The organism is Halobacillus salinarum (assembly GCF_022919095.1).
Lineage (GTDB): Bacteria > Bacillota > Bacilli > Bacillales > Halobacillaceae > Halobacillus_B > Halobacillus_B salinarum.
In genome coordinates this window covers 2,138,899-2,162,119 of the sequence record NZ_CP095073.1, presented here as the reverse complement: position 1 = coordinate 2,162,119, position 23,221 = coordinate 2,138,899, and the positions used below count along the sequence as shown (strand labels likewise).

Here is a 23,221-nt window from a genome sequence, read left to right as displayed (position 1 = left end):
AGAAATTTTTACCAAAAAACCGGAGAGATGATCTCCGGTTTTTTCTCTTCTATTGATATTTTTTAACTAAGAAAGCGGCGCCTATAACTCCTGCGTCATTTCCAAGTTCCGCTAATCCAAATTCACAAACTTCGGATGTCCTACCTAATGCGTACTTATTAAATACTTGAATTAACGGAGACATTAATTGATCTCCTGCTTGGGAGACGCCCCCGCCAATAACAATCTTTTGAGGGTTTAAAGCTACTGCCAGATTAGCAATCCACAATCCTAAAGTATGGACAACTTCATTAATGACCAATTCTGCCAGTTCGTCCCCTTTTTCTTTTGCTTCAAATACTTCCTTCGTTGTCAAAGACCCATCTTTGACTAACGGCCGCAGCGAAGAAGATGGATATTGACTGGCAGCTTCCTTTACTTTTCGTACAATGGCTGTCGCCGAGGTTTCGGTTTCAAGACAGCCTGTTTTTCCGCAGTTACAGCGCACTCCTCCTTCTGGCACCACGGTCATGTGACCAATCTCAGCAGCTGTTCCATTTGCTCCATTAATCACTTCTCCATTTGCGATAATACCGCCGCCAACTCCTGTCCCGAGTGTAACGGCAATCAGATGGTCAGCACCATTTCCCGCCCCAGCCAATTTTCACCTATGGCTGCAAGGTTGGCATCATTATCCACCCACACCGGAAGGCTGCTTAACTGTTTCATTTGTTCGCCTAAGGCAAAGTTTTTCCATCCAATATTAACGGCTTCGTAAATAAAACCGGTCTCCGTATTTACAAATCCGGGTGCCCCTAATCCAATACCAAGAATCTGTTGATTATGTATATTCAGATCTTCGAGTTTCTTTTGAAAAGCTTGATAAATATCCTCAGGTATGTTGATCCCTTCGTTACTTGTATCGGTTTTAATTTCCCATTTTTCTTGAATTTCACCCTCACTGGAAATGATGGCTAATTTAATGGTGGTACCACCAATATCTGCTCCTAAACAATACGACGCTTTCATTTCCCTAACCCTCTCCTTTTTTTCCTTCTTTATAAGCAGCCATCTCACTACGAAGAAGAAGAATGGCCATTTGATAATCCTCTTGTGTCATGCACTGGGATTTATACAGTTCTTTTACTTCATCCTCCATTAATTCCAAATCGGCAATCCGATCTCCAATATATATAAGGGTCCCAAATTTTAACAATAATTGCTGAATATCATAAATAGTTTTCATTTTTATCACCTCTTTCATTATAACATTCTCTATCATAAAGAAAACGTAAAAAAAGACCCCGTCAACTATCGGTCAGGGTCTTTAGGATGCAAAAAAGCAGGACGTCGATTTTTTAAAGGAATTGGGGAACGGATAAGGACATCCCTGAGCGGCTTCCAGGAAAATGGAAGAAACGGCCATAAATACGGAATTTTAAATGTCTGCATACGAGTAAGGTATAAAAGCCAGAATGTTACCCCTACTACGTAGCCCTTTACGCCAAAAAAACCTGTAATCAGCAGTAGCGCTAGTCTCGAAAGCCGATCGGCGAGACCCATTTCGTAACTTGGTGTAGCAAAAGTACCGATCGCAGCCAATGATAAGTAAAGCACAACTTCAATGGAGAAAAGCCCGACCTCTACAGCAACTTGTCCAATTAATATGGCTGCGACAAGACCTAGTGCCGTAGCCAGCGAAGACGGGGTATGAATAGCTGCCATGCGGAGCATATCAATGCCTATCTCAGCAATGAGAAACTGAAGGAGTAAAGGCAGTACCCCCGCTTCTTCAGGCCCAATAAACTGGATGGCTTCCGGCAACAAATCTGGTTGCATTGACAATAAAAAGTACAAGGGTAACACAAATATCGAAGCAAAAAAGCCAAGAAAACGTACCAATCTCAGGTATGCTCCAACAACTGGCTTTTGACGATACTCTTCAGCATGTTGAAGATGGTGCCAAAAGGTGGCAGGAGTAATCATCACACTTGGGGACCCATCTACAATAATTAGGATATGTCCTTCATAAAGGTGTGCAGCTGCCGTATCAGGCCGCTCCGTATAGCGAATGACTGGGTAAGGATTCCAGTGTTGACCGCTGATATACTCTTCAATCGTTTTCTCAGCCATAGGCAGGGCATCTGTATCAATTTCACTTAGTACTCTTCTCAAGTGAAGAATACGATCTGGATCGGCTATATCTTTTAAATAGCACAAACAGACATCCGTCTGAGATCTTCGGCCGATCTGCGTGTACTCCATGCGTAAAGAACGGTCGCGAATTCTCCTTCTAGTAAGTGCTGTATTAAACACAATTGTTTCTACAAAGCCGTCCCTCGCCCCTCTGACGACCCGTTCAATATCCGGTTCTTGTGGGCTGCGCACAGGGTAAGTCCTCGCATCAATCATAATGATTTCAGTCATGCCTTCAACTACGAGAGCAGTTGGGCCGGCTAGAATGTTATCCGCAGCCTTATTCATATCGTCCTGCTTATCCAATTCAATGTAGGGAAGGTGAGTTTGCAGCAGTTTAGTTAATGGATCAGGATCAAGCTGGTCCTTCTCCAGTCGCGAAAGCAGCTTCATAAGATAATGAAGAATATCATCTTTTACAAATCCATCAACCATAAATAAGGACATGCCACGGCCAGCATATACCAAATCAAGATGAATAACATCAAAGCTTTCATCTGCCCCAAGTCTTTCTCTCATGTACTTGACGTTTTTTTCATAATCCTTGAATAACGGCTGCTTCTTTTCCATGAAGCTCCTCCTCAAACGATACTAGTGAGGATTAGTTTTCGCTAAGCAGGTCAAAACATACATGTTCTAAGGGATAAGCTCCGACTGGATATAAGCCATAAGCAGCTGATAGGTATAAATTAATGAGTCGGTGTGGGTTCGCTCATAAGCATGGGAAGCATCTATCCCCGGCCCGACAAGGGCATGCTTAACGTCTGAGCCAGCTTTCATAACTGCTGACGCATCAGATCCATAATAAGGGTAAATATCTATTTGGTAATTGATATCGTTCTGTTTTGCTAAGGAAGTGAAATGGTGCCTTAACCCAAGATGATAAGGTCCAGAAGAATCTTTGGCACAAATCGAAACATCATACTCGGTAGAAGTTTGACCGTCACCGACAGCCCCCATATCCACAGCTATAAATTCTCTAACAGTTTCTGGAATCGAGGAGTTTGCACCATATCCGATCTCTTCATTATTAGAAAAATAAAAGTGGGTAGTATAGGGAATCTCAATGTTTGCATCGACAATCTCTTCAATCATATGAAGAAGTACGGCTGCGCTAGCCTTATCATCTAAGTGGCGTGATTTAATAAATCCGGTCTTTGATTCTTCATACCTTGGTGCAAATGAAACAAAGTCTCCAACTTCAATTCCCAGCTTTTGAACATCCTGTTTTGAATGAACCATTTCATCCAAGCGCACAACCATATTGATGCTGTCTCTTTTTTTCTCACCGCTTTCCTTATAAACATGGACGGAAGACTGCTGCATCAATATGGTTCCAGTATAAGTTCCGTCGCTTGCCGTGTGAATCTCACAATACTCCCCTTCTATACTGTTCCATGTGAACCCGCCAATCAGTGATAAAGCTAGCTTCCCATCGTCCTTAACTTCTTTCACCATCGCTCCTAACGTATCAAGGTGAGCAGTTATCACCCGCTCGTTCTCCGGATTTCGGCCTTGAATCGTTGCTATTAATCCTCCCTTATTCGTCATCATAGTCGGAACGCCTTTGACTCGAAGAAGATTATCGCAGTATCTCATGATTTGTTCTGTCATTCCTGTAGGGCTTGGAATCGATGTTAACTGTTTCAAATGATGAGTGATAAAATTCCTGTTTTTCTGCATGATAGAACCTCCTTAAACATATTCATTTTATTAATGGTTTTTATTCTTCCAAGCTAGGCTAAGGGGTGCAATTATGAAAAAATCTTGGAAAGCTGCGATCGTTGGTGCGGTTATACTGGCTGTGACTCTTTATTTTGGCGCCAATTGGACAAGCGATCAAATGGTAATTCAATATTTCCCTCTTGATAAGACCCATTCATTTAAGTCCTACAAAACCGAGCTTCACTTCGCTGAGCAGGAGGATGAAAATGAATATGAAGTAGTGTGGGATATTGCCTCAGTAAGTGACAAACCTATGTATCTGCGTCAGGACGTCTCCCTCTTATATGTAAACGGACGATTAAAAGGAGTCATGAACAAATGGATACAAGATACAGCAAAAATTAAAAAACAATCCACGCTTCATGGGGAAGACAGTAAAAAGTATCAAGCGGTAACGTTCCATCAAGGTGAAATTCATCAAGATGATCTTCCTATTACTAGTATCCAGGCAACCTCTTCAGATACGCTATACGTAATTGATTCTCCATTAACGACAAGAACATCTTTCCGCAAACCTCAGACCGAGGAAGAAAAGAAGTGGAAACAGCGCTTGGACCACAGTATCAGTCAGCAAATCAATGCCCAATGGGACGAACTCATTGCTTATTATCAAGTTCCAGAGAAAAAATACGAAAAAGCAGCTCTTACAGATCTTGCAAAATACAATACTCAACCTTTACCAGGTACTTCAAAAGAAAATTCGAGAAGAATTATGGGCCAGCTTTGGGAAGGACTTTATAAAAACTATATATTAGGAATCGCGGACACGAAATCCACTCATCCAATCCAAAGTTATATTCCACTCATTCTTTTTGATAAAAACGGAAAGCATCTAATGGTCTTATTCGAGGACGATACGGGAAAAAAACATCAACTCATTCAATACTATTGATCCAAGGATTTTAATAAGTTTTGGAATTCCTCCTTTTTAGGTTTTAGTTCTGCCGCTGTTCGCGCGTGCTCTTTGGCTTGGCTTGGTTTACCTTCTTTTAAATAGATTAAGGCTAGATTAAAATGAGCCTCTGCCATATCAGGTTTCACGTCGACCGTTTTTTCTAGGTCTTCCTTAGCTTTTTCGAGTTGGTTGGTTTGAGTGTAGGCATATGATCGGTTAAACAACAACTCAGCCTGATACTCTCCTGGGTTATCTAAAGCATCAGTCGTTGTTTGAATGACTTTCGTGTATTGACGCTCTTTAATCAGTTCCTGTGAGTACTGCACGTCGACAACAGAGTGCTCAGGGCGATCATATTGGTTGATGCCGAGCCAAACCATGCCAACTGCAGCGAGACTGTAAATTAAAAAAGCCACTCGTCTCAACCTTCCGCTGGGTTTATTAGGAAGCTGAATAAGTGCAGATGCAAGAAACCCTCCAATCAGGCCACCAACGTGGGCACTATTATCAACTTGCGGAACTACGAATCCAAAGACAAGATTTAAAGCAATAATAAATACAACATTCGTCCCCATCGTTCTAAAGAACAAACGCTTGTGCTTTACGCCAAAGAATAATAAAGCGCCAAACAGACCGAAAATAGCTCCTGAGGCGCCCGCCGCTATTTGAGGATTCATCATGAAGCTGGCCACTCCGCCAAAGATTCCCGCTAAAAAGTAAATCAAAGTAAATCTTACTGTTCCATAGATCCGTTCAACAGCAGTCCCTAAATAATAAAGTGCCAGCATATTCATAAATAGATGGAGAAAACCGATATGAATAAACATTGAAGTAATGATTCTCCACCACTCACCTGAAATAATAGCAGGGTTATACTTAGCCCCGTACTCAATTAAAGAGGGCAGAGACGTACTGTCAGCTTTCCATTCAATAAATGCAAAAAAAGCGATATTTACGACCAGAAGTAAATAGGTCATGAACGGTCGTCCATAGTCAAAAACGGACAAATTCTCTTTTTTTCGTTTTTGGTCGCTGCCTAGCGTTTGCTGGCGTAAATAAGGAATGACGGATTCCATTTCTTCTGCTTTTGTCTCATCAATAAGACCAGGCGGCATATGTCCAAATGTTTGATACAACTTTTTTAATTCTGACCGTTTATTGGCATCGTCAAGATAATACAGATGAATATTCAGGCTGCCTTTGTTCATAACTAATTCTTCTGTGACATCTTGCCAATCATCTACCGGAGGATATTCAGAAATATACAAAGTATGAAGTACTGCTTTCCCTCCTGAAAACAGTGCTCTATTCTGCTTTACTTGCTGATATGTACGATTCAAATCGAACTTAAGCTGATTTTTCCAATTCCATTGTCCCAGTTTTAACCGTACTACATGCGTTTTCCAATTGAGCTCTTTTTCCAACCATATCTCATCTTCATTTGGGCTCATATGGAGAATTTCGAAACCATGCGAGATCACAAGATCACTGGAGATTTTCCAGAATGTATATTCTTGTCTCAAAAACATGATTTTCTCCCCCTTCTCTTTCGTCTATCATACCATGAGATGAGAACCCTGCGCTCGGTTCAGGAACTGCACAAAAAAACTGCCAGCTAGGCAGTTTTAACGTATTTGAAACATTTTCGACATCAATTTCTGCCTCAGCCATGGAATATTCATAGAACTTCTCACCAGCCACCGGCGAAGTCCTGGAACTTTCGTAATGAAGTTCAAACCACGGTAGCGAAATCGATAGACCGTTACGATTAAGGAGAGCACCACGAGCATCCAACGAAAAAAACTGCGCATCCTCTTCCACCTCAAATCATTAAGATAGAATTAGCGTTTGTTTAACTGTTGATCTTTATTCATCACGGTATTTCGCAATCACTGGCGCCATGGTTTTTTTCAAAAGTTGTGCCGAATGGTTAAATTGTTCTTTTTCCTTTTCTGAAAGGTTCAGCTCAATCACTTCTCTTACCCCACTCCGGTTAACCACTGCGGGCACTCCGATATAAAGGTCCTCCTGACCATACTTTTGATGAACATAGCCGGAAACCGTCAATACGGCGTTTTCATTATGTAAAATCGCTTTTGTTAAGCGGACAAGCCCCATAGCAATTCCATAATGAGTCGCCCCTTTTTTAGCAATAATTTTATAGGCAGCATCTCTTACTTGTATAAACATTTCATCAAGAGACTCTTCATTATAACGTTCCGGATATTTTTTTATCAGGTTGGTTACCTGGCTTCCGGCAACAGTGGCATGACTCCAAACAGGGAGTTCAGAATCCCCATGCTCTCCCATAATATAGGCGTGGACATTTCTTGAGTCAATGTCAAAATAATGACCAAGCTGATACCTGAGCCTAGCCGTATCAAGAATCGTGCCTGAACCAATCACTCGATTGACTGGTAAACCTGAAAACTCCCATGTCATATACGTTAATATATCCACTGGATTTGTAGCTACTAAAAATATTCCATCAAAGCCACTGACCATGACTTCTTCTACAATTCCTTTGAAGATTTTCGTATTCTTATCCACAAGATCTAATCTTGTTTCTCCCGGTTTTTGGTTAGCCCCTGCTGTAATTACGACAATATCAGCTGTCTGGCAGTCAGCATAATCCCCAAACCAAATGTTCTTATTAGCTGGGGCAAAAGCCAGACCGTGATTTAAATCCATGGCGTCACCCTCTGCTTTCTCTTTATCAAGGTCGACTAACACCAGTTCGTCGGCTACTCCTTGATTTAATAGAGCAAATGCATAACTAGAGCCTACAGCTCCCGTTCCAATTACTACCACACGATTTACATGTTCCATTGCCTCTCCCCCTTTAACTCTATTCTACCTGATTGTACCCTTAAATGTATAAGGAGGATTTGAAAGTTCTGTAAACTTCCTTATTTACAACGAAGATACCTTTTCTCCGTACAGATGTACTGAACAGGAATATCGAAGGGCTCAACAGGGATTTCAGTTTCTATCTGATGCTCAGCAGCTAAAGATACAGTAATCCCTTGAAAATCAGCGAGATAACGATCGTAATATCCCCCTCCAAACCCTATACGGTAACCTGATTCATTAAAGAAAAGCCCGGGAACAATAAGTAAATCAATTTCATTTTTATCCGTATATACCGACTTGGCAGGATTCGGCTCCCGCAGTCCGAAATATACAATCTCAAGTTGATCTAAATCCGTAATTTTATAAAATTCCATATGTTTTTCTTTAGGAACACATTTCGGAACGGCCACTTCTTTATTTTCCTGCCAGGCTTTTTCAATGATAGGTACTGTCGGCCACTCATCTCCTCGAGCTACCGTAATTCCTATCACTTGGGAATTTTCCCATAAAGAAGATTTGAACAGCCGGTGCATCATTTGGAATGATAGTTGCCGCTTATGATGGTCTTCAAGCTTTCGCAGTGAGGACCTTGCTTTTTCTCTCCACTCATTCTTCGTCATCATCCAAATCCCCCTCGAAAACTGGTATAAAAAAAACAGTAGGAAGCAATTCCTACTGTCTTACTTAGTTTCGCGATGAAGCGTATGCTTTCCTAGACGCGGGCTGTATTTCATTAGCTCTATACGTTCAGGGTTTTTACGCTTATTTTTTGTAGAAATATAATTGCGGTCACCAGTTTCGGTGCAGGCAAGTGTAATATTTACACGCATGGTTATCCCTCCATATCATCTTCATTTCATGTAGTCATTTCATTTATCAGACTTAATAATAGTAACAAATCACAAGCTTCTTTACAAGTAAATATTGCTCCTAAGAAGAAAAAGGGCATAGAATTTTTTCTTCACCTATGGTATAAATAAACCTGGACTACATAAGGAGTGAATACATATGTACATTATTTTTATTACGTTAGCGGTCATAGGCATCCTGTTATATATAATCAGTTATTTCGTAAATGACCGGATTAAAGAATTGGATGATCAACTGGAGCAGCTCTCGCTGACTATGATGCAGGACAGCTATCAAATGAAGAAGAAGCTTAAGGTGCTGGAGGAAGAACTGCTGACTGAAGATCTGACTAGTGAAATTATGAAAGAACCCTATCAGAAGCAAACCGGCGCTGATTTTTCAATGACAGACAAGATTTACTCTATGTACAAACGCGGATTCAAACCTCATTATATTGCAAAAGAGATGCAGATAGAAGAACAGGAAGTCCAGAAGATTCTTCTCCAGCTTCAGAAACAAGGAGCGGCAAGACAATGAAACATACATTACGTTCCTTTGCCATCGGCCTGATCGCAGCAACTGCTCTCATTAGTTTTGCATACTGGAAAGAATCACCTTCTCCTGTATCTACTCAAAACGAGGAGCTTTCGAGTAAAGAGATGATCAAAAAAATTGAATCCATTGGCTATCACGTACTGGATTCGAAGGAATTTGAACAATTAAAAAATGAAAGCCAGACTACATCAACTCAAGCTGAGCAAACAAGTAAGAAAGAAGCGATTTACTATTTAACTCTTGATATTGATTCTGGCACGACTTCCTCTGATATTAGCAAGAAACTAAAGCAAGCGAAGATCATCGATGATGAAAAAGCGTTTGAGACTTATATGAAAGACCATAAATACAGCAAGTATATTCAAATTGGTTCCGTGCTCGTTGATTCATCTATGAGCACGAAACAATTGGCTCAAGCCATCACCCATAAAGAATAATTCCTATTAAAAAAACCCCAGCTTTGGGGTTTTTTTATTCGTTCAAATCGTAGGAAACACCTTTTACTAAATAAAAGATACTCTCGCCAATGTTTGTAATGTGATCGGCAAAACGTTCGATATACCTGGAGGTGAATGCCATTTGCATAATGTGCTGAATCTGCTCTGGGTTATTTGCTGTTTGCTCAAGTAGATCCCGGGTTACTTGACCGTATCGTTCATCGATAGAATCATCTTTCTCTGCTAATTCTCTGGCAAGCGTAATGTCTTCATGGTCATAAGCTTTGTGAGCTATATCAACCATATCTAAGGCAATGTCTGCCATTTCACGAATGACCGGGTGAATAGTGATGGTATGTTCTGCTCCAAGATGTAATGTGGCTTTGGCAATATTCTTCGCGTGATCAGCCATTCTTTCCAAGTCTGCTGAGATTTTTATAGCAATGATAAGTCTCCGCAAATCAGAAGCGACTGGCTGCTGCTTTGCAATCAAAACGATGACTGTTTCATTAATAGATTGTTCCTTCTGATTAAATACATGGTCATTATTAATGATCCATTGAGCTGTTTCTGTATCCTTCTTGTAAAGAGCATCTACTGATTTTGCAAGGATTTGCTGTGTGTCATCGGCAAGTTCCTCAATTTTTGTTTTTAATTCTTGTAATTCTTCTGAAAAGAAACGACGAGTCGTCATTCAGATCCCCCTTTTAACCAAATTTTCCGCTGATATAATCTTCCGTACGTTTATCTCCTGGATTTGAAAAAATCTGATCTGTTCGATCAAATTCTACAAGATCCCCATTTAAGAAGAAGGCAGTTTGATCAGAAATTCGAGACGCTTGCTGCATATTGTGTGTCACGACTATAATGGTGTACTGCTTCTTCAAGTCATGGATTAGTTCTTCCACTCTCGAAGTTGAAATCGGGTCAAGAGCAGATGTAGGTTCATCCATCAAGACTACATCAGGCTCTACGGCAAGTGCACGTGCGATACATATCCGCTGCTGTTGTCCCCCGGAAAGACCCTGGGCACTTGTGTGCAGACGATCTTTTACTTCATCCCATATAGCTGCCTGTTTAAGGCTCCGCTCTACAACTTCATCAAGCTTTTTTTTGTTACGGACTCCTTGAATCTTCAACCCGTAAATTACATTTTCATAAATGGATTTCGGAAACGGATTAGGGTGCTGAAATACCATTCCCACATTCGTACGAAGACTTTCAGGACGGTATTTCTCGAGAATATTATCTCCGTTATACTTCACGTTTCCTGAGACACGAACATTGGGGACCATCTCTACCATTCGATTTAACATTTTTAAAAATGTGGATTTCCCACAGCCGGAAGGACCGATAATAGCGGTGACTTCGCCTTTAGGAATTTGCATGTTTACTTCATAAAGAGCCTGATTTTCCCCATACCAAAGGTTAAGATTTTCTACTTCATACGAATAATTTGACATGAAACTTCATCCCTTTACTTACGGCTTAAAAATTTTTTGTTGTTGTTGTATCAAAGTTTATTTATATGCGGGTAATTCATATATTTCCGCAATTATTTTCATTAGTTGAATGAACAGGTTAACTGAATTTTCCGGTTAAATAATCTTCTGTTCTTTTTTCATTTGGATTGGTAAAAAGCTGGGAGGTAGATCCGAATTCAATTAAATCCCCGTTGTACATAAAGGAAGTATAATCGGATACACGGGCTGCCTGCTCCATATTGTGCGTAACAATCACAATTGTATAATATTTCTTTAATTCAATGATTAAGTCTTCCACTTTTGCACTAGAAATAGGATCCAACGCCGAAGTCGGCTCATCCAACAACAGAACTTGAGGCTTAAGAGCAAGAGCTCTTGCAATACACAGCCGCTGCTGCTGTCCTCCTGATAGGGATTGGGCAGAGCTTCCTAAACGATTCTTTACTTCTTCCCACAAAGCAGCCTGTTTCAGGGCTGACTCTACAATGTCATCCATTTCGCTCTTTTTTGTACGGTAAAATTTTAAAGCATGCGTAATATTCGTTTTAATCGGTTTTGGAAAAGGATTAGGTTCCTGAAAAACCATACCAATTTCTTTACGAAGAGAAACCACATCAATACGTTGATCAAGCAGGTTCACTCCGTCATACATGATCTGTCCGCCATAATGAGCATCCGGAATCTGGTCATTCATACGGTTAATCGTTCTAAGCAGAGTTGATTTTCCACAACCTGAAGGACCAATGAAAGCTGTTACTTTATTCTTTTTGAGTGGCATATTGACATGCTTAACAGCTTGATTATTGCCGTAGAACACACTTAAATCCTTTAATTCAATCAGAGTCTCTGCTTCTTCCGGACGTTCTACACCCGCATGTTCCTGTACGGTTTCCTGCAGTTTTTCCGCTTGTTTATTATTTTTCATAGTTTTTTGCATCTTTTCATCTCCTACTTTTTACCAGATATTTTCGAAAAGATTAGTCCACCAATAATCCGTGCAGACAAATTAAATATCAATACAAATATAATCAGCACGGCTGCTGAACCATTTGCAATTTCTAGTACGTCCGGCATGATCCCCTGGGAATTCACTTTCCAAATGTGAACCGACAGCGTTTCGGCGGAACGAAATGGATTCAGTGGTGATGTCGTATTAAACGGATTCCACGAATTAAAGTTTAAATTAGGTGAGGAAAGACCTGCCGTAAATAATAAAGCAGCAGCTTCCCCGAATACGCGGCCCGCTGAAAGGATTACACCAGTTAGGATGCCCGGAAAAGCAGCAGGTACAAGTACCGTTTTTACTGTATGCCAATGAGTAATTCCGAGAGCAAGACTGGCATTCTTCTGCCGAAGTGGAACCGAACGAATGGAGTCTTCGGTAACGCGAACAATTACAGGCAGGTTAAATACGGTTAGCGCTAAAGCACCTGCAATAATGGAATAACCCAATCCAACATATTGTACAAACACTAACAAACCAAACATTCCGACTACGATGGATGGCAGGGAGGAAAGAACTTCTACACTAGTACGAATGATGTTTGTGATTTTACCCGGTTTTGAGTATTCCGCGAGATAAATTCCACCAAGAACTCCTAATGGAACTGAAAAAATCATAGTCATCACCAGGATATAGAAGGAGTTCCATAGCTGGTTTTTAATTCCGCCGCCAGCCTGAAAAGAACTGGAATTAGAAGACAGAAACGACCAATTAATTTCAGCGAGTCCATTTGTAAGAATATAACCTAGTAAATAAATGAGTGTTGCTACCATGATAACAGCACACAAAACAAAAACTGACGTTGCAATATTGTTAGTTACCCGCCTGTTCATTTAAACCTTCCTCCTTGACGAAATCAAACGAATAATAATGATAAACACATAAGACATGACTAATAAAATTAAGCCTAATGACCACAGTAAGTTATTGTGGACACTACCGTAAGTGGTATGTCCCATACTTAACGTAATAATAGAGGTCAAGGTAGCCGCCTGATCAGTAATTCCCTCCGGCATTGCCTTAGAGTTACCAATTACCATTTGAACAGCGAGTGCTTCACCGAAAGCTCTTGCCATCCCCAGCACGACAGCCGTTGCAAGAGAAGGAAGTGCCGCTGGCAGAATCACTTTGTAAATTGTCTGCCATCTTGTTGCGCCTAAACCATAAGATGCGTCTTTAATATCTGATGGAATAGATTTTAATGCATCTGCAGAAATACTTGTTACGGTTGGAAGGATCATAACTCCTACTACAATCATTCCTGCCAATAAACTAAAACCTACACCGCTGGAATGATTTCTAATAATCGGAACGATTACAGTCAAGCCAATTAAACCGTAAACGACTGAAGGAATTCCAACGAGTATCTCTATAACGGGCTGCAATACTTTTTGACCCCATTTTTTAGCAATTTCGGTCATAAAGATTGCGCTTCCGATTCCAAGGGGGGCAGCAAATAAAGCTGCAAGAAATGTGATCGCAAAAGAACCAAAAATAAATGGAAATGCACCATAGGTAAAGTCACCTTCACCAGATGGACTCCAAACCATTCCAGTGATAAATTTAATAACATTTACATCATTTAATACAAACGACTGCAGCCCTTTTAAGGTCAGAAATAAAGTAATGGCTAAAGTTGCCACAATGATTAGAATGGCACAAAAATATACTAAGATTTTTCCTCGCAGCTCATTCCGTTTGACTGAACCATTTTTACTCTTAATTAAACGATGGGGCTGAGCTGCCTTGGAGGCTGTAGTTTGTGAACTGTTTGACATAGCCTATCCTCCTAAATCATGGGAAACGGGCTGACCCATAGCATCATCGAACAGCTTTAGATAAGAATGGTCCTTATCATGAAGTTGAATTACGATGGTACAGAGTCAACCCTGTGTAAGTTTCCCTATTTAATTACTACATAATAATAATTATTTTTCTGTTTGTTTACCTTCTGCATCACGTTCTACTTTCATTTCAGTGGAAGGAATGTATCCTTGTTCAGGTACAAGATTAGATTGTACTTCGTCACTCATCATGTAATCAAGGAATGCTTTTTCTAATCCTTCCGGCTCTCCTTTAGTATACGCATGCTCGTAGGCCCAAACAGGGAAGTCTCCGGATTTTACGTTTTCGTCAGATGCTTCAACACCATCGATAGACATTTTCTTCACTTTAGAATCAGAGCTGTCATCGAAGTAAGAAAATGCAAGGTAGCCTACTGCTCCAGGAGTGTCAGCAACAATTTTCTTAACCGTGTTGGAAGAATCCTCTGTAATTCCCTCAGCTGGAGTTGCTCCATCAAGAGCGAATTCATTGAAAGTTGCGCGAGTACCAGAACCGTCAGGACGGTTAACTAGTTTAATTTCCATATCCTCGCCGCCAACATCTTTCCAGTTCGTGATCTTTCCAGTAAATACTTTTTTAAGATCCTCTTTAGAAATGTCAGTTACACCAGCATCGGCATTCACAGCTGCAGTCATTCCTACTACGGCTACTTTGTGGTCAACAAGTTTGCTTGCATCGATGCCTTCTTTAGATTCTGCAAAGTAGTCAGCATTACCAATATCAAAGTTACCCGCTGCTACTTCAGAAAGACCAGTACCGCTTCCTCCACCCTGTACTTCGATTTGAGCGTCAGGGTTGTCCTGTTGGAATTGCTCTGCTGCTGCTGCTGCAAGTGGCTGAAGGGCACTGGAACCACCGACTACGATTGAACCTGAAGCTGCTTCTGAATCAGAGCTGCTGTCAGATGAAGAATCAGAAGAAGTAGACTCGCTGTCAGAAGAGGAATCAGAAGAAGATCCTTCGTCTCCGCCTCCACAAGCCGCAAGTGCTCCCAATACAAGAATGAAAGCAAACATTAGTGCTAAACTTTTAAAACTTTTCATTTCTTTTTCCCCCTATTTTTCTAAGTTAAGATCAGTTGGGTTGTCCAACTCACATTTTATATACTAACTACGTAGTTTTAAGGACATATAAATCAAATGTTAAGCTTTTGTAAATTGACGGAATTTGTTGAATAAATCCTGTGCTTTTTGTAAAAATGAACCAATTTGATAAACTATTCCTCAAAAAGACGATAAAAAAACAACTTGCAACATGTGCAAGCTGTTTTTAATGGATTCATTTATTCATTTTCTTTCTTATTTCCGATATCCATATTGATTCCGTCCTTCTCGCGTTGCTTCTTCAAGTCAAAATAAGCATCCAGCGCCCGCTCTCCGATATGGTAGTTGACATGTTCCCCACTGGCATTCATGTACGGTACCATTACAGAAATGGCCACCTCTGGATTTTTATAAGGAGCATAAGCAACCAAGGTCAGGTTTTCCAAATCTTCGTGAGAAATGTAACCATTATTACCCTTCTCATATTTCGTAACCTCGGCGGTACCTGATTTACCTGCCGGATTATATGATTTACTGTGAAAGTCACTGTAGGCTGTTCCGCCAGGCGTCTGCATTACTTGACGGAAGCCTTCCTGCACTCTTCCGATATTTTGATCGCTCATTTCTAATTTATTTAAGACTTTCGGGCTGTAGATTTTATCTGTAGGACCCAGGTCTTGACCGACCGTTGCCGGATCATGGATTTCCCTGACAAGGCGCGTTCGAAGTCTGGAGCCTCCATTTGCAATGGTCGAAACATACTGGTTCATTTGCAAGGCTGTATAAGTACTGTACTGGCCGATGGCAAAGTCAAGAATATTACCCGGGCTAGGATTTTTCCCTTCAAAGCCTGTTGCTTCATATGGCAGGTCGATGCCGGTTTCCACACCTAGACCAAACTGGTTAAAATTATATAGGAAAGTTTCGTAAGTCCCTGGTTTGAAATCCAACTTAGTATTTGGTTCGTAATGTTCTCCCCCTAACCATAAAGCAACATAGAACATAAAGACGTTTGAAGATTTTCTTAAGGCTTTTAAATAATTCGTATATTGCAGAGTAGCATAAGATGATTTTGTTGGCGTCCCATAAAATTTTAAAGGGTGGTCATAAATTGTCGTACCCGTATTAATGACCCCTTCATGAAAACCGGTAAGTACCGTCGCACCTTTGACTGTCGACCCAGGAGCGTAAGCATTATATATGGCCTGATAGGACGTATCCGATACTCTTGGTTCATCTTTTTTGCGGTTCCGGTTATAAGTCTGCCCGGACATCGCGAGAATTTCGCCAGTCTGCGGATCAGACATTACAGCTACGGCATTATCCAGCTGGCTGTTGCCTAATCCTACTCCTTTAGTAAGCTCTTCTTTAACGATCTGATCGAGCTTCTGCTGAAGTTCAATATCAATCGTCAACACAAGATCCTGTCCGCGTCTTCCTTCTCGTATGACATTGGTGTCAACTACATTATTGCTTTTATCTGTAGTATATTGGACTTTTTCCTTAACTCCACGCAGTACTTCTTCGTACTGTTGTTCAAGTCCGCTTTCCCCTACCCGGTCATTTCGGCTGTAGTCAAGAGACATATAGTAATCAAGATCATCTCTAGGAACACCTTCCTGCCTGGTAGTAATCGAACCTAAATAATTTTTGAAAGTCTTCCCGAACGGATAAGACCGTTCCCAATCTGAAGTTACATTAATTCCTGGAAGATTCGCCAAATGTTCAGCTACCTTTGAATACTCTTCTTGTGAGATGTTTGCATTCTTAATCACATGTGGAGAGAGAGCGTACGCTTTATCAAGCTCCTTCTTTATAGCGATGACTTTTTTTGTTTCCTTACTGTAAGAATCAATTTCAGATTTTTTTATACTGTCAAGCTGACGTTGGTACACTTCGCCATTATCAAGATTCTCCGTGTCTTCATCAGCTATCCGCTCTTGTATTTCTTCCCTGTGATTTAAAAAGAAGTATTCCTTTAAGTTTCTTTCCGTTAAATTGTCAGCATCCATTTGGATGTATTTAGCAAGCTGTTCTGCCAGTTCTAACCGATCCTCTGGCTGGACCCCTTTTGGCGGAGTATATGTAATTGAATACAGGGGCTTGTTATCAACGAGGACCCGACCGTAACGGTCATACATTTCTCCTCTTGGGACAGGGATGTTTGTGGTCGTGTTTTCTGTACGATCAATTTGCTTCTGTGCCTCTTCCCCATTTAAGATTTGCACAACACCCAACTGTAAGATCAGACCGGCAAATAATAAAAACACAATAAAAAAGATTATATTAAGCCTTATTGGCATATGGGATTTTTTCTTCTGCTGTTTCTTCTTCTTCTTCGCCATGAAACACCTCTCCCTTACCCTTTCAAAAAATCGCTTCTATAGTATAACATTTTTTTCTTCCTATAAATATAGACGACATTTGAAAAGAAAAGTTTCAATTTCTTATCGCACTCATGGCTTTTGTATCAATATCCTTTATAAAGAAGTAAATGAGAAAATGTCCTCCTCCTACAAGCAGTAAAATATATGGCAGCCCTGTTTCGGGTGCAATGAAAGAAATTGCGAACAGAAAAACCAAAATGGAAAGCACGCGTCCCGTGTTTAAAAACAACTCCCTCACTACGATGTACTCTATTCTCATCTCCCCTGCATTCCAGGCTTTTCCGATCACATCATAAGTAAGTGAGATATATGGAACATAAAGCAATGGAAAAAAGACACCGGCGATTGCCCCATAAATCAGCAGTAATGGCATCGTAGCGCTAACTAATAAAATGAGGACGGATAAATACAAGGAAAGCCCCGATAAAAATATTGCTTTCTTTCTTCTGCTTGGCTTGATCCATTTCCCAACCAAGAAAAAAAATAAAAAAGAGCATCCAGAATATACAAGATTAAATACTCCTAAAGATAATTCATCTCTGGTAATTAAAAAGATCCAAATGGAAACAGCAAAAAGGAATGTCCCTTCACGAAAGCCTTGGGAAATGTGCGCATGAAGTATCCTGTTCCAGTTTACATTCCGTTTGCGTTCATCCATTATCCTTTTGAAGGAAAAATTACCTTTAGCTTTTCTTCGCGATAATCCAAAACTTACAAGCACAGCGAGGATAAACAAACCAAAAGAAATTGCAAAAATCACAGTATATCCTGTGGAATTATTAAAACGAGAAATGATATAGCCTGCAAGCAGTGGCCCTGTCATTCCTCCAAGCGATTGGAGAACACCTAAAAAGCCGTTAAAAAAATCCCTTGTCTCAGGCTCCGTAATCTCGAAGGTAAGTACGTTGTAAGCGAGCCAATAAAAACCATATCCAATCCCTAACAGAGCTCCCAGCATAATGTTAAAGGTAGCAGCACGTTCTCCCACCATTAATACAGTCAAAAAAAATAAAGAAAGGACAGTCACTCCCGTCCGCAGGACAATGACACGGTCAATTTTTTTAGCACACTTTCCCGCCACAATAAACGTGAGGGGCTGGAGAACATAAATACTTAGATTATATAAAGCAATATCACTGTAGCTATTGGATTGTTTCCATAAATAAATATTTACAAATGTACTCGAAAGAAAAATACCGAGCGAATATAATCCCCGATTAAGAGAAGCAGTAATAAATCTTTAGATACTTCTTCGCGGTTGAGCCAGACTTTTAGTATCCTCACCATAAATAAAATCTCCTTTTTGTTCTCTCTTAGTGTAGTCAGAACAAAAGGAGATATACAAAAAGACGGACACAGATTTAAGATCTGTGTCCGTCTTTACACTTTATTTATTTAGCCGCGTCATAGCGCTTAGCTACTTCGTCCCAGTTTACAACATTCCAGAATGCTGCTACGTAATCAGGACGACGGTTTTGATAATTTAAATAATAAGCGTGTTCCCAAACATCAAGTCCAAGGATTGGAGTTTTACCTTCCATTAACGGTGAATCCTGGTTTAAAGTATCAATGACTTCAAGGCTGCCATTGTTGACGACAAGCCAAGCCCAGCCTGAGCCAAAACGGCCTTTTGCAGTTGCTTCAAATTTTTCCTTGAATTGATCAAAGCTGCCAAATGTATCCGCAATCGTTGAAGCTAAGTCACCAGTTGGCTCACCACCGCCATTTGGGGACATGATTGTCCAGAACAAATCATGGTTTGCATGCCCACCGCCATTACGGCGTACAGCAGTTTGAATATCCTGAGGAACAACTTCAAGATTATTCGCTAGAAGCTCTTCCAGTGATTTATCCTGTAAATCCGCATGACCTTCTAATGCATTATTTAGTTTTGTTACGTAAGTGTTGTGGTGTTTCGTATGGTGGATGTTCATTGTGTCCTTATCAATAGTAGGTTCTAGTGCATCATAAGCATAAGGTAATTCCGGCAGTTCAAATTTAGCCATAGTAATACTCCTCCTTTAAAATAATATGTAACAGGAAGAAGTCGTTTCGCCTTTCTTCCTAATGCAACATTACCAAATCAAATTTTCACTTGCAAATCTTTTGCATGCCCTCTGCTGGCAATTTACAGTGGACTTACGGAAATATAGATTCCCTTTTCCATGAAAATTAAACATAGAATTCCTACCGATTTGATGAATTTTATGATTCAGTAATTTTACAGTGACATGGCAGACGTCTGTTCAGAAAAAATTCAACCAGTTAAAGTACACCTAATGAAGGAAACTGCGCTAGAGGAGAAAACTAATTTTGGCCATAAAAAAACAAGCTCTTTCAGCTTGTAAGGTAAGTGGTGGCTCGGGACGGAATCGAACCGCCGACACACGGATTTTCAGTCCGTTGCTCTACCGACTGAGCTACCGAGCCATGATAAGTATTTAATTTAAGATTAAATTCTCGCTCATTATCTTGTTTCGAAGTTAATTCAAAGATGATCTGTGCTCGTCTCGCTGCAAGCCATTCCGGTGAAGCCTATGCTCCTCGCAAAGCCTGCTGTGAAGGAATTTCAAAGATGTTTTACGGCTTCTCTACCGACTGAGCTGCCGAGTTTTCTATACTATGTAAGTAAATCATGGCGGAGGAGGAGGGATTCGAACCCCCGCGGGCCGTAAAGCCCCTGGCGGTTTTCAAGACCGCTCCCTTCAGCCGGACTTGGGTACTCCTCCGTATGATAAAAAATGGTGGACCCTGCAGGACTCGAACCTGCGACCGATCGGTTATGAGCCGATAGCTCTAACCAGCTGAGCTAAGGGTCCACTTTGGGGCGACTGATGGGAATCGAACCCACGAATGCCGGAGCCACAATCCGGTGCGTTAACCACTTCGCCACAGCCGCCATTATATAAATGTTAATGATTATGTATGTAGAATTGGTGGCGGTGGAGGGGATCGAACCCCCGACCTCACGGGTATGAACCGTACGCTCTAGCCAGCTGAGCTACACCGCCGAATTCACATTAACTGTCACCCTCACTATTGAAGCGACGCATATAAATATATCATGGATGCGAATTGCTGTCAATCCATTTTTTTCTGTCAAAAACAGCAACAAAATTAATATAGCATGCACCTCATAAGCTTTCAAGAATTTTTAAGTAAACGCTTGGTGAAACTCATGTTTTTAAGCTGAACATTATAAATAAAAAACTTGCAGAGACGGAATTCCACGCTCTGCAAGTGATGACATTAATCAAATGATTCCTTAAATTACAGACTTTCTTTTTCTCCTAGGACTTCTTCGGCAATATTGACGGCATGATCACCTATTCGTTCGAGATTGCTGATCATGTCTACAAATACGATTCCTGCTTGTCCTGAACACAAACCTTCGTTTAAACGAATGATGTGCTTCTTCCGATATGTTCTTTCCATTCTATCCAGTTCATTCTCTTTCTGAACTACCGCGAGAGCTTCTTCCCGATCCATTCTTTCTAAAGCTCTGGTTGCTTGCTGAACAGTCATTAAAGTGAGGTCGAACATTGTATTTAAGTCTTCGATAGCCTGCTCAGTCAAATCGACCTTATTCGAATTTTTATAGTCAATTAATTCAATCAAGTTTTCAAAGTGGTCCCCTATACGTTCAATATCACGGACTGAATCCATGAGAGCAGAATGCTTATGACTTTCTTCATCAGTTAAAGAAGCCTGTGATAAATCAACAAGATAGTCCGTTATTTTACGGTCCAGATTATTTAAAGCATCTTCAATCTGCATCGCCATTTCCGAATGCTTTTGCTGCTTATTGTTTAAATATAAATTTGTTTCTTCCAAACCTTTGTACGCATATTCACCCATACGAACTACTTCTTCCTTCGCCTGGTCAAGGGCGAGGGATGGAGATTGATTAATAAAAATCGGGTCCAAATGCTGAGGTTTAAATTCAATAATTTTATCATCACCCGGGATCAGCCGGACAACGAGCCAGGCTAAAAATCCGACGAATGGAAACTGGATAATCGTATTGGCAATGTTAAAGGATCCGTGGGCAAAAGCCAGCGTCATTTCCGGCCCTAAATTTAACATGTCTTTCAGCCAATCAACATAAGCTTCAAAAGGGTTTAGTAAAAGTAAAAACAGCGTTGCCCCAAGTACGTTAAAAATTACGTGTACGAGAGACGCACGTTTCGCTCCAACACTAGCGCCGATCGCAGCGAGTACTGCAGTGATCGTCGTACCGATGTTATCCCCGAATAAAACAGGCAAAGCCGCTTGCAAATCAACAAGCCCTTCCCCATACAATCCCTGGAGAATACCGATCGTAGCACTTGAGCTTTGGACAATCACAGTAAACAACGTCCCGATTACAACCCCAAGGATGGGATTATCACTCATATTCAAGGTTAAATCGTGAAAAGCTTCCAGTGAACGCAGCGGCTTCATTCCGCCACTCATGGTTTCTAGACCGAAGAACAATGAGCCCAGCCCAAAGATCGTCTGCCCGATGTAAGTAGCCTTCTTATTTTTAAAGAAGAAAATAAGAATGGCACCGACCGCCAATATCGGAAGTCCATATTCTTTAACATCTATCCCAATGATAAATGCGGTCATAGTTGTTCCAATGTTTGCTCCCATAATGACGCCTATTGCTTGTCTAAATGTCATAAACCCGGCGTTAACTAAACCAACGGTCAGGACTGTCGTAGTCGAACTGCTTTGAATGAGCATCGTCACGATTGCTCCCGCAACTACGCCCATAAAAGGATTGCGGGTAAAACGATCGAGAATATTCCGCAAACGGTCTCCAGCTACTTTTTGGAGCCCATCCCCCATGTACTTAATACCGAAAAGAAAGATCCCCAAGCCTCCGACGAATTCAAATATCATCTTTTGAACATCGATCTCCAACAACTATCCACCCTTTCTTCGTTCATCCAAGGAATTTCTACAAATTTCTCTCTATTTTTAAAACACCTTCCTCATTATTAACGATATATTTTTTGTTTGTAAAGAAAAAACGGAAATGTTAACAATAAATTTACAATCCATAATTAACCATTCCCTTGACAAATAAACAAAAACCGCTGTCTTCTGACAGCGGTCCTCCTGTTATAAAAACCATTCCATATTATATTAATCCTGTAATTTCTACTTCTACCAGTAGTTATGTTCATAAATACCAATATTATTCTATCCTTTTCCCAGCAGAAGCAGATCGGACCATTGGTTGGGCAGCCCTATTACTTCTGACTCGGCTTTACCAATATTTTCGTCCCGTCCACAGAAACGACTTTTATTTCGTCCCCTTTAGCAATCCACTGTCCATTAGATACAGCACTATATTCGTCATCTTCAATACGAATGGTGCCTACTGGTCTCATATCAGTAAGAGCAATACCTTGCTTATCCATGAGAGCAGCATAACTTTCTTTCATCGAATTATATCCCATTTCTGAAGTCAAGGCATCCATTAGAGCAAGCTTTGACCACATTTCTCTATGCTTAAACACTTTTAGAAATAGTAAAGATGCTGCAGCTCCCAAAATTACGCCGATAATGCTGTAAAGGCCAGCAACCCAGTTAGGCGAGCTTAATCCAACGGCTACAAGCATTAATACTATTCCTATGAGAGACAAAGTCCCATCGTTTAATAATTTCCCATCTATAATAATCATCACCAGACCGAGAAAATATAACAGCATCATAATAATCATCATATGTGGAGCTAAATACGAAGAGAAGTAAACAGTGATAAATCCTAATCCTACAAGAGCAAAGACTCCACGCATGTTGACTAAAAGCTCTCCAAGCAGAAACATGGTCCCGAGAAGAGTAATAAAGAGCACAACCCAATCATAAGAGAGCAGATTCATGATCATCACATCCTCCTATAAATCCTAACTTAATATATGTACGGATCAAGTCAGGAAATCGTTTCACCTAAATATTCTAACTTTTTATTATTTCTAT

22 protein-coding genes, 5 tRNA genes and 1 pseudogene are annotated in these 23,221 nt (G+C 40.6%); 3 read left to right on the top strand and 25 right to left on the bottom strand.

What is annotated here, in order from left to right; translation table 11 throughout:
• Positions 1 to 49: 49 nt before the first annotated feature.
• The 4 genes and pseudogenes from MUN89_RS11040 to MUN89_RS11025 all read right to left on the bottom strand — a co-directional run bounded on the left by MUN89_RS11040 (position 50) and on the right by MUN89_RS11025 (position 3,837).
• A pseudogene (locus MUN89_RS11040) lies at positions 50 to 1,008 on the bottom strand (ROK family glucokinase).
• Between the two features lie 4 nt (positions 1,009 to 1,012).
• Complete coding sequence (locus tag MUN89_RS11035; RefSeq protein WP_244707701.1) at positions 1,013 to 1,225, bottom strand: YqgQ family protein; 213 nt, start codon at positions 1,223 to 1,225, stop codon at positions 1,013 to 1,015.
• A 65-nt stretch (positions 1,226 to 1,290) separates the two neighbouring features.
• Complete coding sequence (locus tag MUN89_RS11030) at positions 1,291 to 2,745, bottom strand: spore germination protein (RefSeq protein WP_244707699.1); 1,455 nt, start codon at positions 2,743 to 2,745, stop codon at positions 1,291 to 1,293.
• A 66-nt stretch (positions 2,746 to 2,811) separates the two neighbouring features.
• A complete protein-coding gene (locus MUN89_RS11025; RefSeq protein ID WP_396266108.1) occupies positions 2,812 to 3,837 on the bottom strand; it encodes a M42 family metallopeptidase in 1,026 nt (341 codons plus the stop codon).
• A 94-nt stretch (positions 3,838 to 3,931) separates the two neighbouring features.
• Here MUN89_RS11025 and MUN89_RS11020 point away from each other — a divergent pair, with 94 nt between their 5' ends.
• On the top strand, positions 3,932 to 4,792 hold the full coding sequence (locus MUN89_RS11020; protein ID WP_244707695.1) for a hypothetical protein: 861 nt from the start codon (positions 3,932 to 3,934) through the stop codon (positions 4,790 to 4,792).
• Here the strand turns inward: MUN89_RS11020 and MUN89_RS11015 are convergent.
• The 5 genes from MUN89_RS11015 to rpmG form a co-directional block, all read right to left on the bottom strand.
• Positions 4,786 to 6,324 (bottom strand): rhomboid family intramembrane serine protease, encoded by a 1,539-nt coding sequence (locus MUN89_RS11015; RefSeq protein ID WP_244707693.1) that lies wholly within the window; start codon positions 6,322 to 6,324, stop codon positions 4,786 to 4,788. The genes MUN89_RS11020 and MUN89_RS11015 overlap by 7 nt on opposite strands.
• A gap of 96 nt (positions 6,325 to 6,420) precedes the next feature.
• Entirely contained in the window at positions 6,421 to 6,606 is a 186-nt protein-coding gene (locus MUN89_RS11010; RefSeq protein ID WP_244707691.1) for a hypothetical protein, read from the bottom strand.
• Between the two features lie 55 nt (positions 6,607 to 6,661).
• The gene (locus MUN89_RS11005) at positions 6,662 to 7,624 is read right to left on the bottom strand and encodes an L-lactate dehydrogenase (RefSeq protein ID WP_244707689.1); all 963 of its coding nucleotides are present in this window, start codon (positions 7,622 to 7,624) and stop codon (positions 6,662 to 6,664) included.
• A gap of 80 nt (positions 7,625 to 7,704) precedes the next feature.
• Positions 7,705 to 8,271 carry a 5-formyltetrahydrofolate cyclo-ligase gene (locus MUN89_RS11000; protein WP_244707688.1) on the bottom strand — a complete coding sequence of 189 codons (567 nt, stop codon included), beginning with the start codon at positions 8,269 to 8,271 and terminating at the stop codon, positions 7,705 to 7,707.
• A 57-nt stretch (positions 8,272 to 8,328) separates the two neighbouring features.
• Positions 8,329 to 8,478, bottom strand: coding sequence for a 50S ribosomal protein L33 (gene rpmG / locus MUN89_RS10995; RefSeq protein WP_244707686.1), 150 nt, complete (start codon positions 8,476 to 8,478; stop codon positions 8,329 to 8,331).
• Positions 8,479 to 8,656: 178 nt separating this feature from the next.
• Here rpmG and MUN89_RS10990 point away from each other — a divergent pair, with 178 nt between their 5' ends.
• On the top strand, positions 8,657 to 9,034 hold the full coding sequence (locus MUN89_RS10990; RefSeq protein ID WP_244707684.1) for a hypothetical protein: 378 nt from the start codon (positions 8,657 to 8,659) through the stop codon (positions 9,032 to 9,034).
• The gene (locus tag MUN89_RS10985) at positions 9,031 to 9,489 is read left to right on the top strand and encodes a hypothetical protein (RefSeq protein WP_244707682.1); all 459 of its coding nucleotides are present in this window, start codon (positions 9,031 to 9,033) and stop codon (positions 9,487 to 9,489) included. The genes MUN89_RS10990 and MUN89_RS10985 overlap by 4 nt, the downstream gene beginning before the upstream one ends.
• A 34-nt stretch (positions 9,490 to 9,523) precedes the next feature.
• On the opposite strand, the gene phoU is transcribed toward MUN89_RS10985, so the two are convergent.
• From phoU to MUN89_RS10905, 16 genes are all read right to left on the bottom strand, one after another.
• Positions 9,524 to 10,183: a phosphate signaling complex protein PhoU gene (gene phoU / locus MUN89_RS10980; RefSeq protein ID WP_244707680.1), complete on the bottom strand. Its 660-nt coding sequence runs from the start codon at positions 10,181 to 10,183 to the stop codon at positions 9,524 to 9,526.
• A gap of 13 nt (positions 10,184 to 10,196) precedes the next feature.
• Positions 10,197 to 10,952: a phosphate ABC transporter ATP-binding protein PstB gene (pstB, locus tag MUN89_RS10975; protein WP_244707679.1), complete on the bottom strand. Its 756-nt coding sequence runs from the start codon at positions 10,950 to 10,952 to the stop codon at positions 10,197 to 10,199.
• A 118-nt stretch (positions 10,953 to 11,070) separates the two neighbouring features.
• The gene (gene pstB, locus MUN89_RS10970) at positions 11,071 to 11,898 is read right to left on the bottom strand and encodes a phosphate ABC transporter ATP-binding protein PstB (RefSeq protein ID WP_396266107.1); all 828 of its coding nucleotides are present in this window, start codon (positions 11,896 to 11,898) and stop codon (positions 11,071 to 11,073) included.
• A 23-nt stretch (positions 11,899 to 11,921) separates the two neighbouring features.
• Positions 11,922 to 12,809 carry a phosphate ABC transporter permease PstA gene (pstA, locus tag MUN89_RS10965; protein WP_244707676.1) on the bottom strand — a complete coding sequence of 296 codons (888 nt, stop codon included), beginning with the start codon at positions 12,807 to 12,809 and terminating at the stop codon, positions 11,922 to 11,924.
• Positions 12,810 to 13,754, bottom strand: coding sequence for a phosphate ABC transporter permease subunit PstC (pstC, locus tag MUN89_RS10960; RefSeq protein ID WP_244707674.1), 945 nt, complete (start codon positions 13,752 to 13,754; stop codon positions 12,810 to 12,812).
• Between the two features lie 150 nt (positions 13,755 to 13,904).
• Positions 13,905 to 14,864: a phosphate ABC transporter substrate-binding protein gene (locus MUN89_RS10955; RefSeq protein ID WP_244707672.1), complete on the bottom strand. Its 960-nt coding sequence runs from the start codon at positions 14,862 to 14,864 to the stop codon at positions 13,905 to 13,907.
• A gap of 239 nt (positions 14,865 to 15,103) precedes the next feature.
• Positions 15,104 to 17,209 (bottom strand): peptidoglycan D,D-transpeptidase FtsI family protein, encoded by a 2,106-nt coding sequence (locus MUN89_RS10950; RefSeq protein ID WP_244707670.1) that lies wholly within the window; start codon positions 17,207 to 17,209, stop codon positions 15,104 to 15,106.
• Positions 17,210 to 17,303: 94 nt separating this feature from the next.
• On the bottom strand, positions 17,304 to 18,419 hold the full coding sequence (locus tag MUN89_RS10945; protein ID WP_318036138.1) for an MFS transporter: 1,116 nt from the start codon (positions 18,417 to 18,419) through the stop codon (positions 17,304 to 17,306).
• Between the two features lie 223 nt (positions 18,420 to 18,642).
• Positions 18,643 to 19,257 carry a superoxide dismutase gene (locus MUN89_RS10940; RefSeq protein WP_244707668.1) on the bottom strand — a complete coding sequence of 205 codons (615 nt, stop codon included), beginning with the start codon at positions 19,255 to 19,257 and terminating at the stop codon, positions 18,643 to 18,645.
• Between the two features lie 348 nt (positions 19,258 to 19,605).
• Positions 19,606 to 19,681, bottom strand: a tRNA-Phe gene (locus MUN89_RS10935).
• A gap of 206 nt (positions 19,682 to 19,887) precedes the next feature.
• Positions 19,888 to 19,980: transfer RNA gene (locus tag MUN89_RS10930), tRNA-Ser, on the bottom strand.
• 13 nt (positions 19,981 to 19,993) lie between these two features.
• Positions 19,994 to 20,070: transfer RNA gene (locus MUN89_RS10925), tRNA-Ile, on the bottom strand.
• A 4-nt stretch (positions 20,071 to 20,074) separates the two neighbouring features.
• A tRNA-His gene (locus MUN89_RS10920) sits at positions 20,075 to 20,150 on the bottom strand.
• Positions 20,151 to 20,185: 35 nt separating this feature from the next.
• Positions 20,186 to 20,262: transfer RNA gene (locus MUN89_RS10915), tRNA-Met, on the bottom strand.
• 259 nt (positions 20,263 to 20,521) lie between these two features.
• A complete protein-coding gene (locus tag MUN89_RS10910) occupies positions 20,522 to 22,159 on the bottom strand; it encodes a Na/Pi cotransporter family protein (protein WP_244707666.1) in 1,638 nt (545 codons plus the stop codon).
• A gap of 332 nt (positions 22,160 to 22,491) precedes the next feature.
• Complete coding sequence (locus tag MUN89_RS10905; RefSeq protein ID WP_318036077.1) at positions 22,492 to 23,130, bottom strand: NfeD family protein; 639 nt, start codon at positions 23,128 to 23,130, stop codon at positions 22,492 to 22,494.
• Positions 23,131 to 23,221 lie beyond the last annotated feature (91 nt).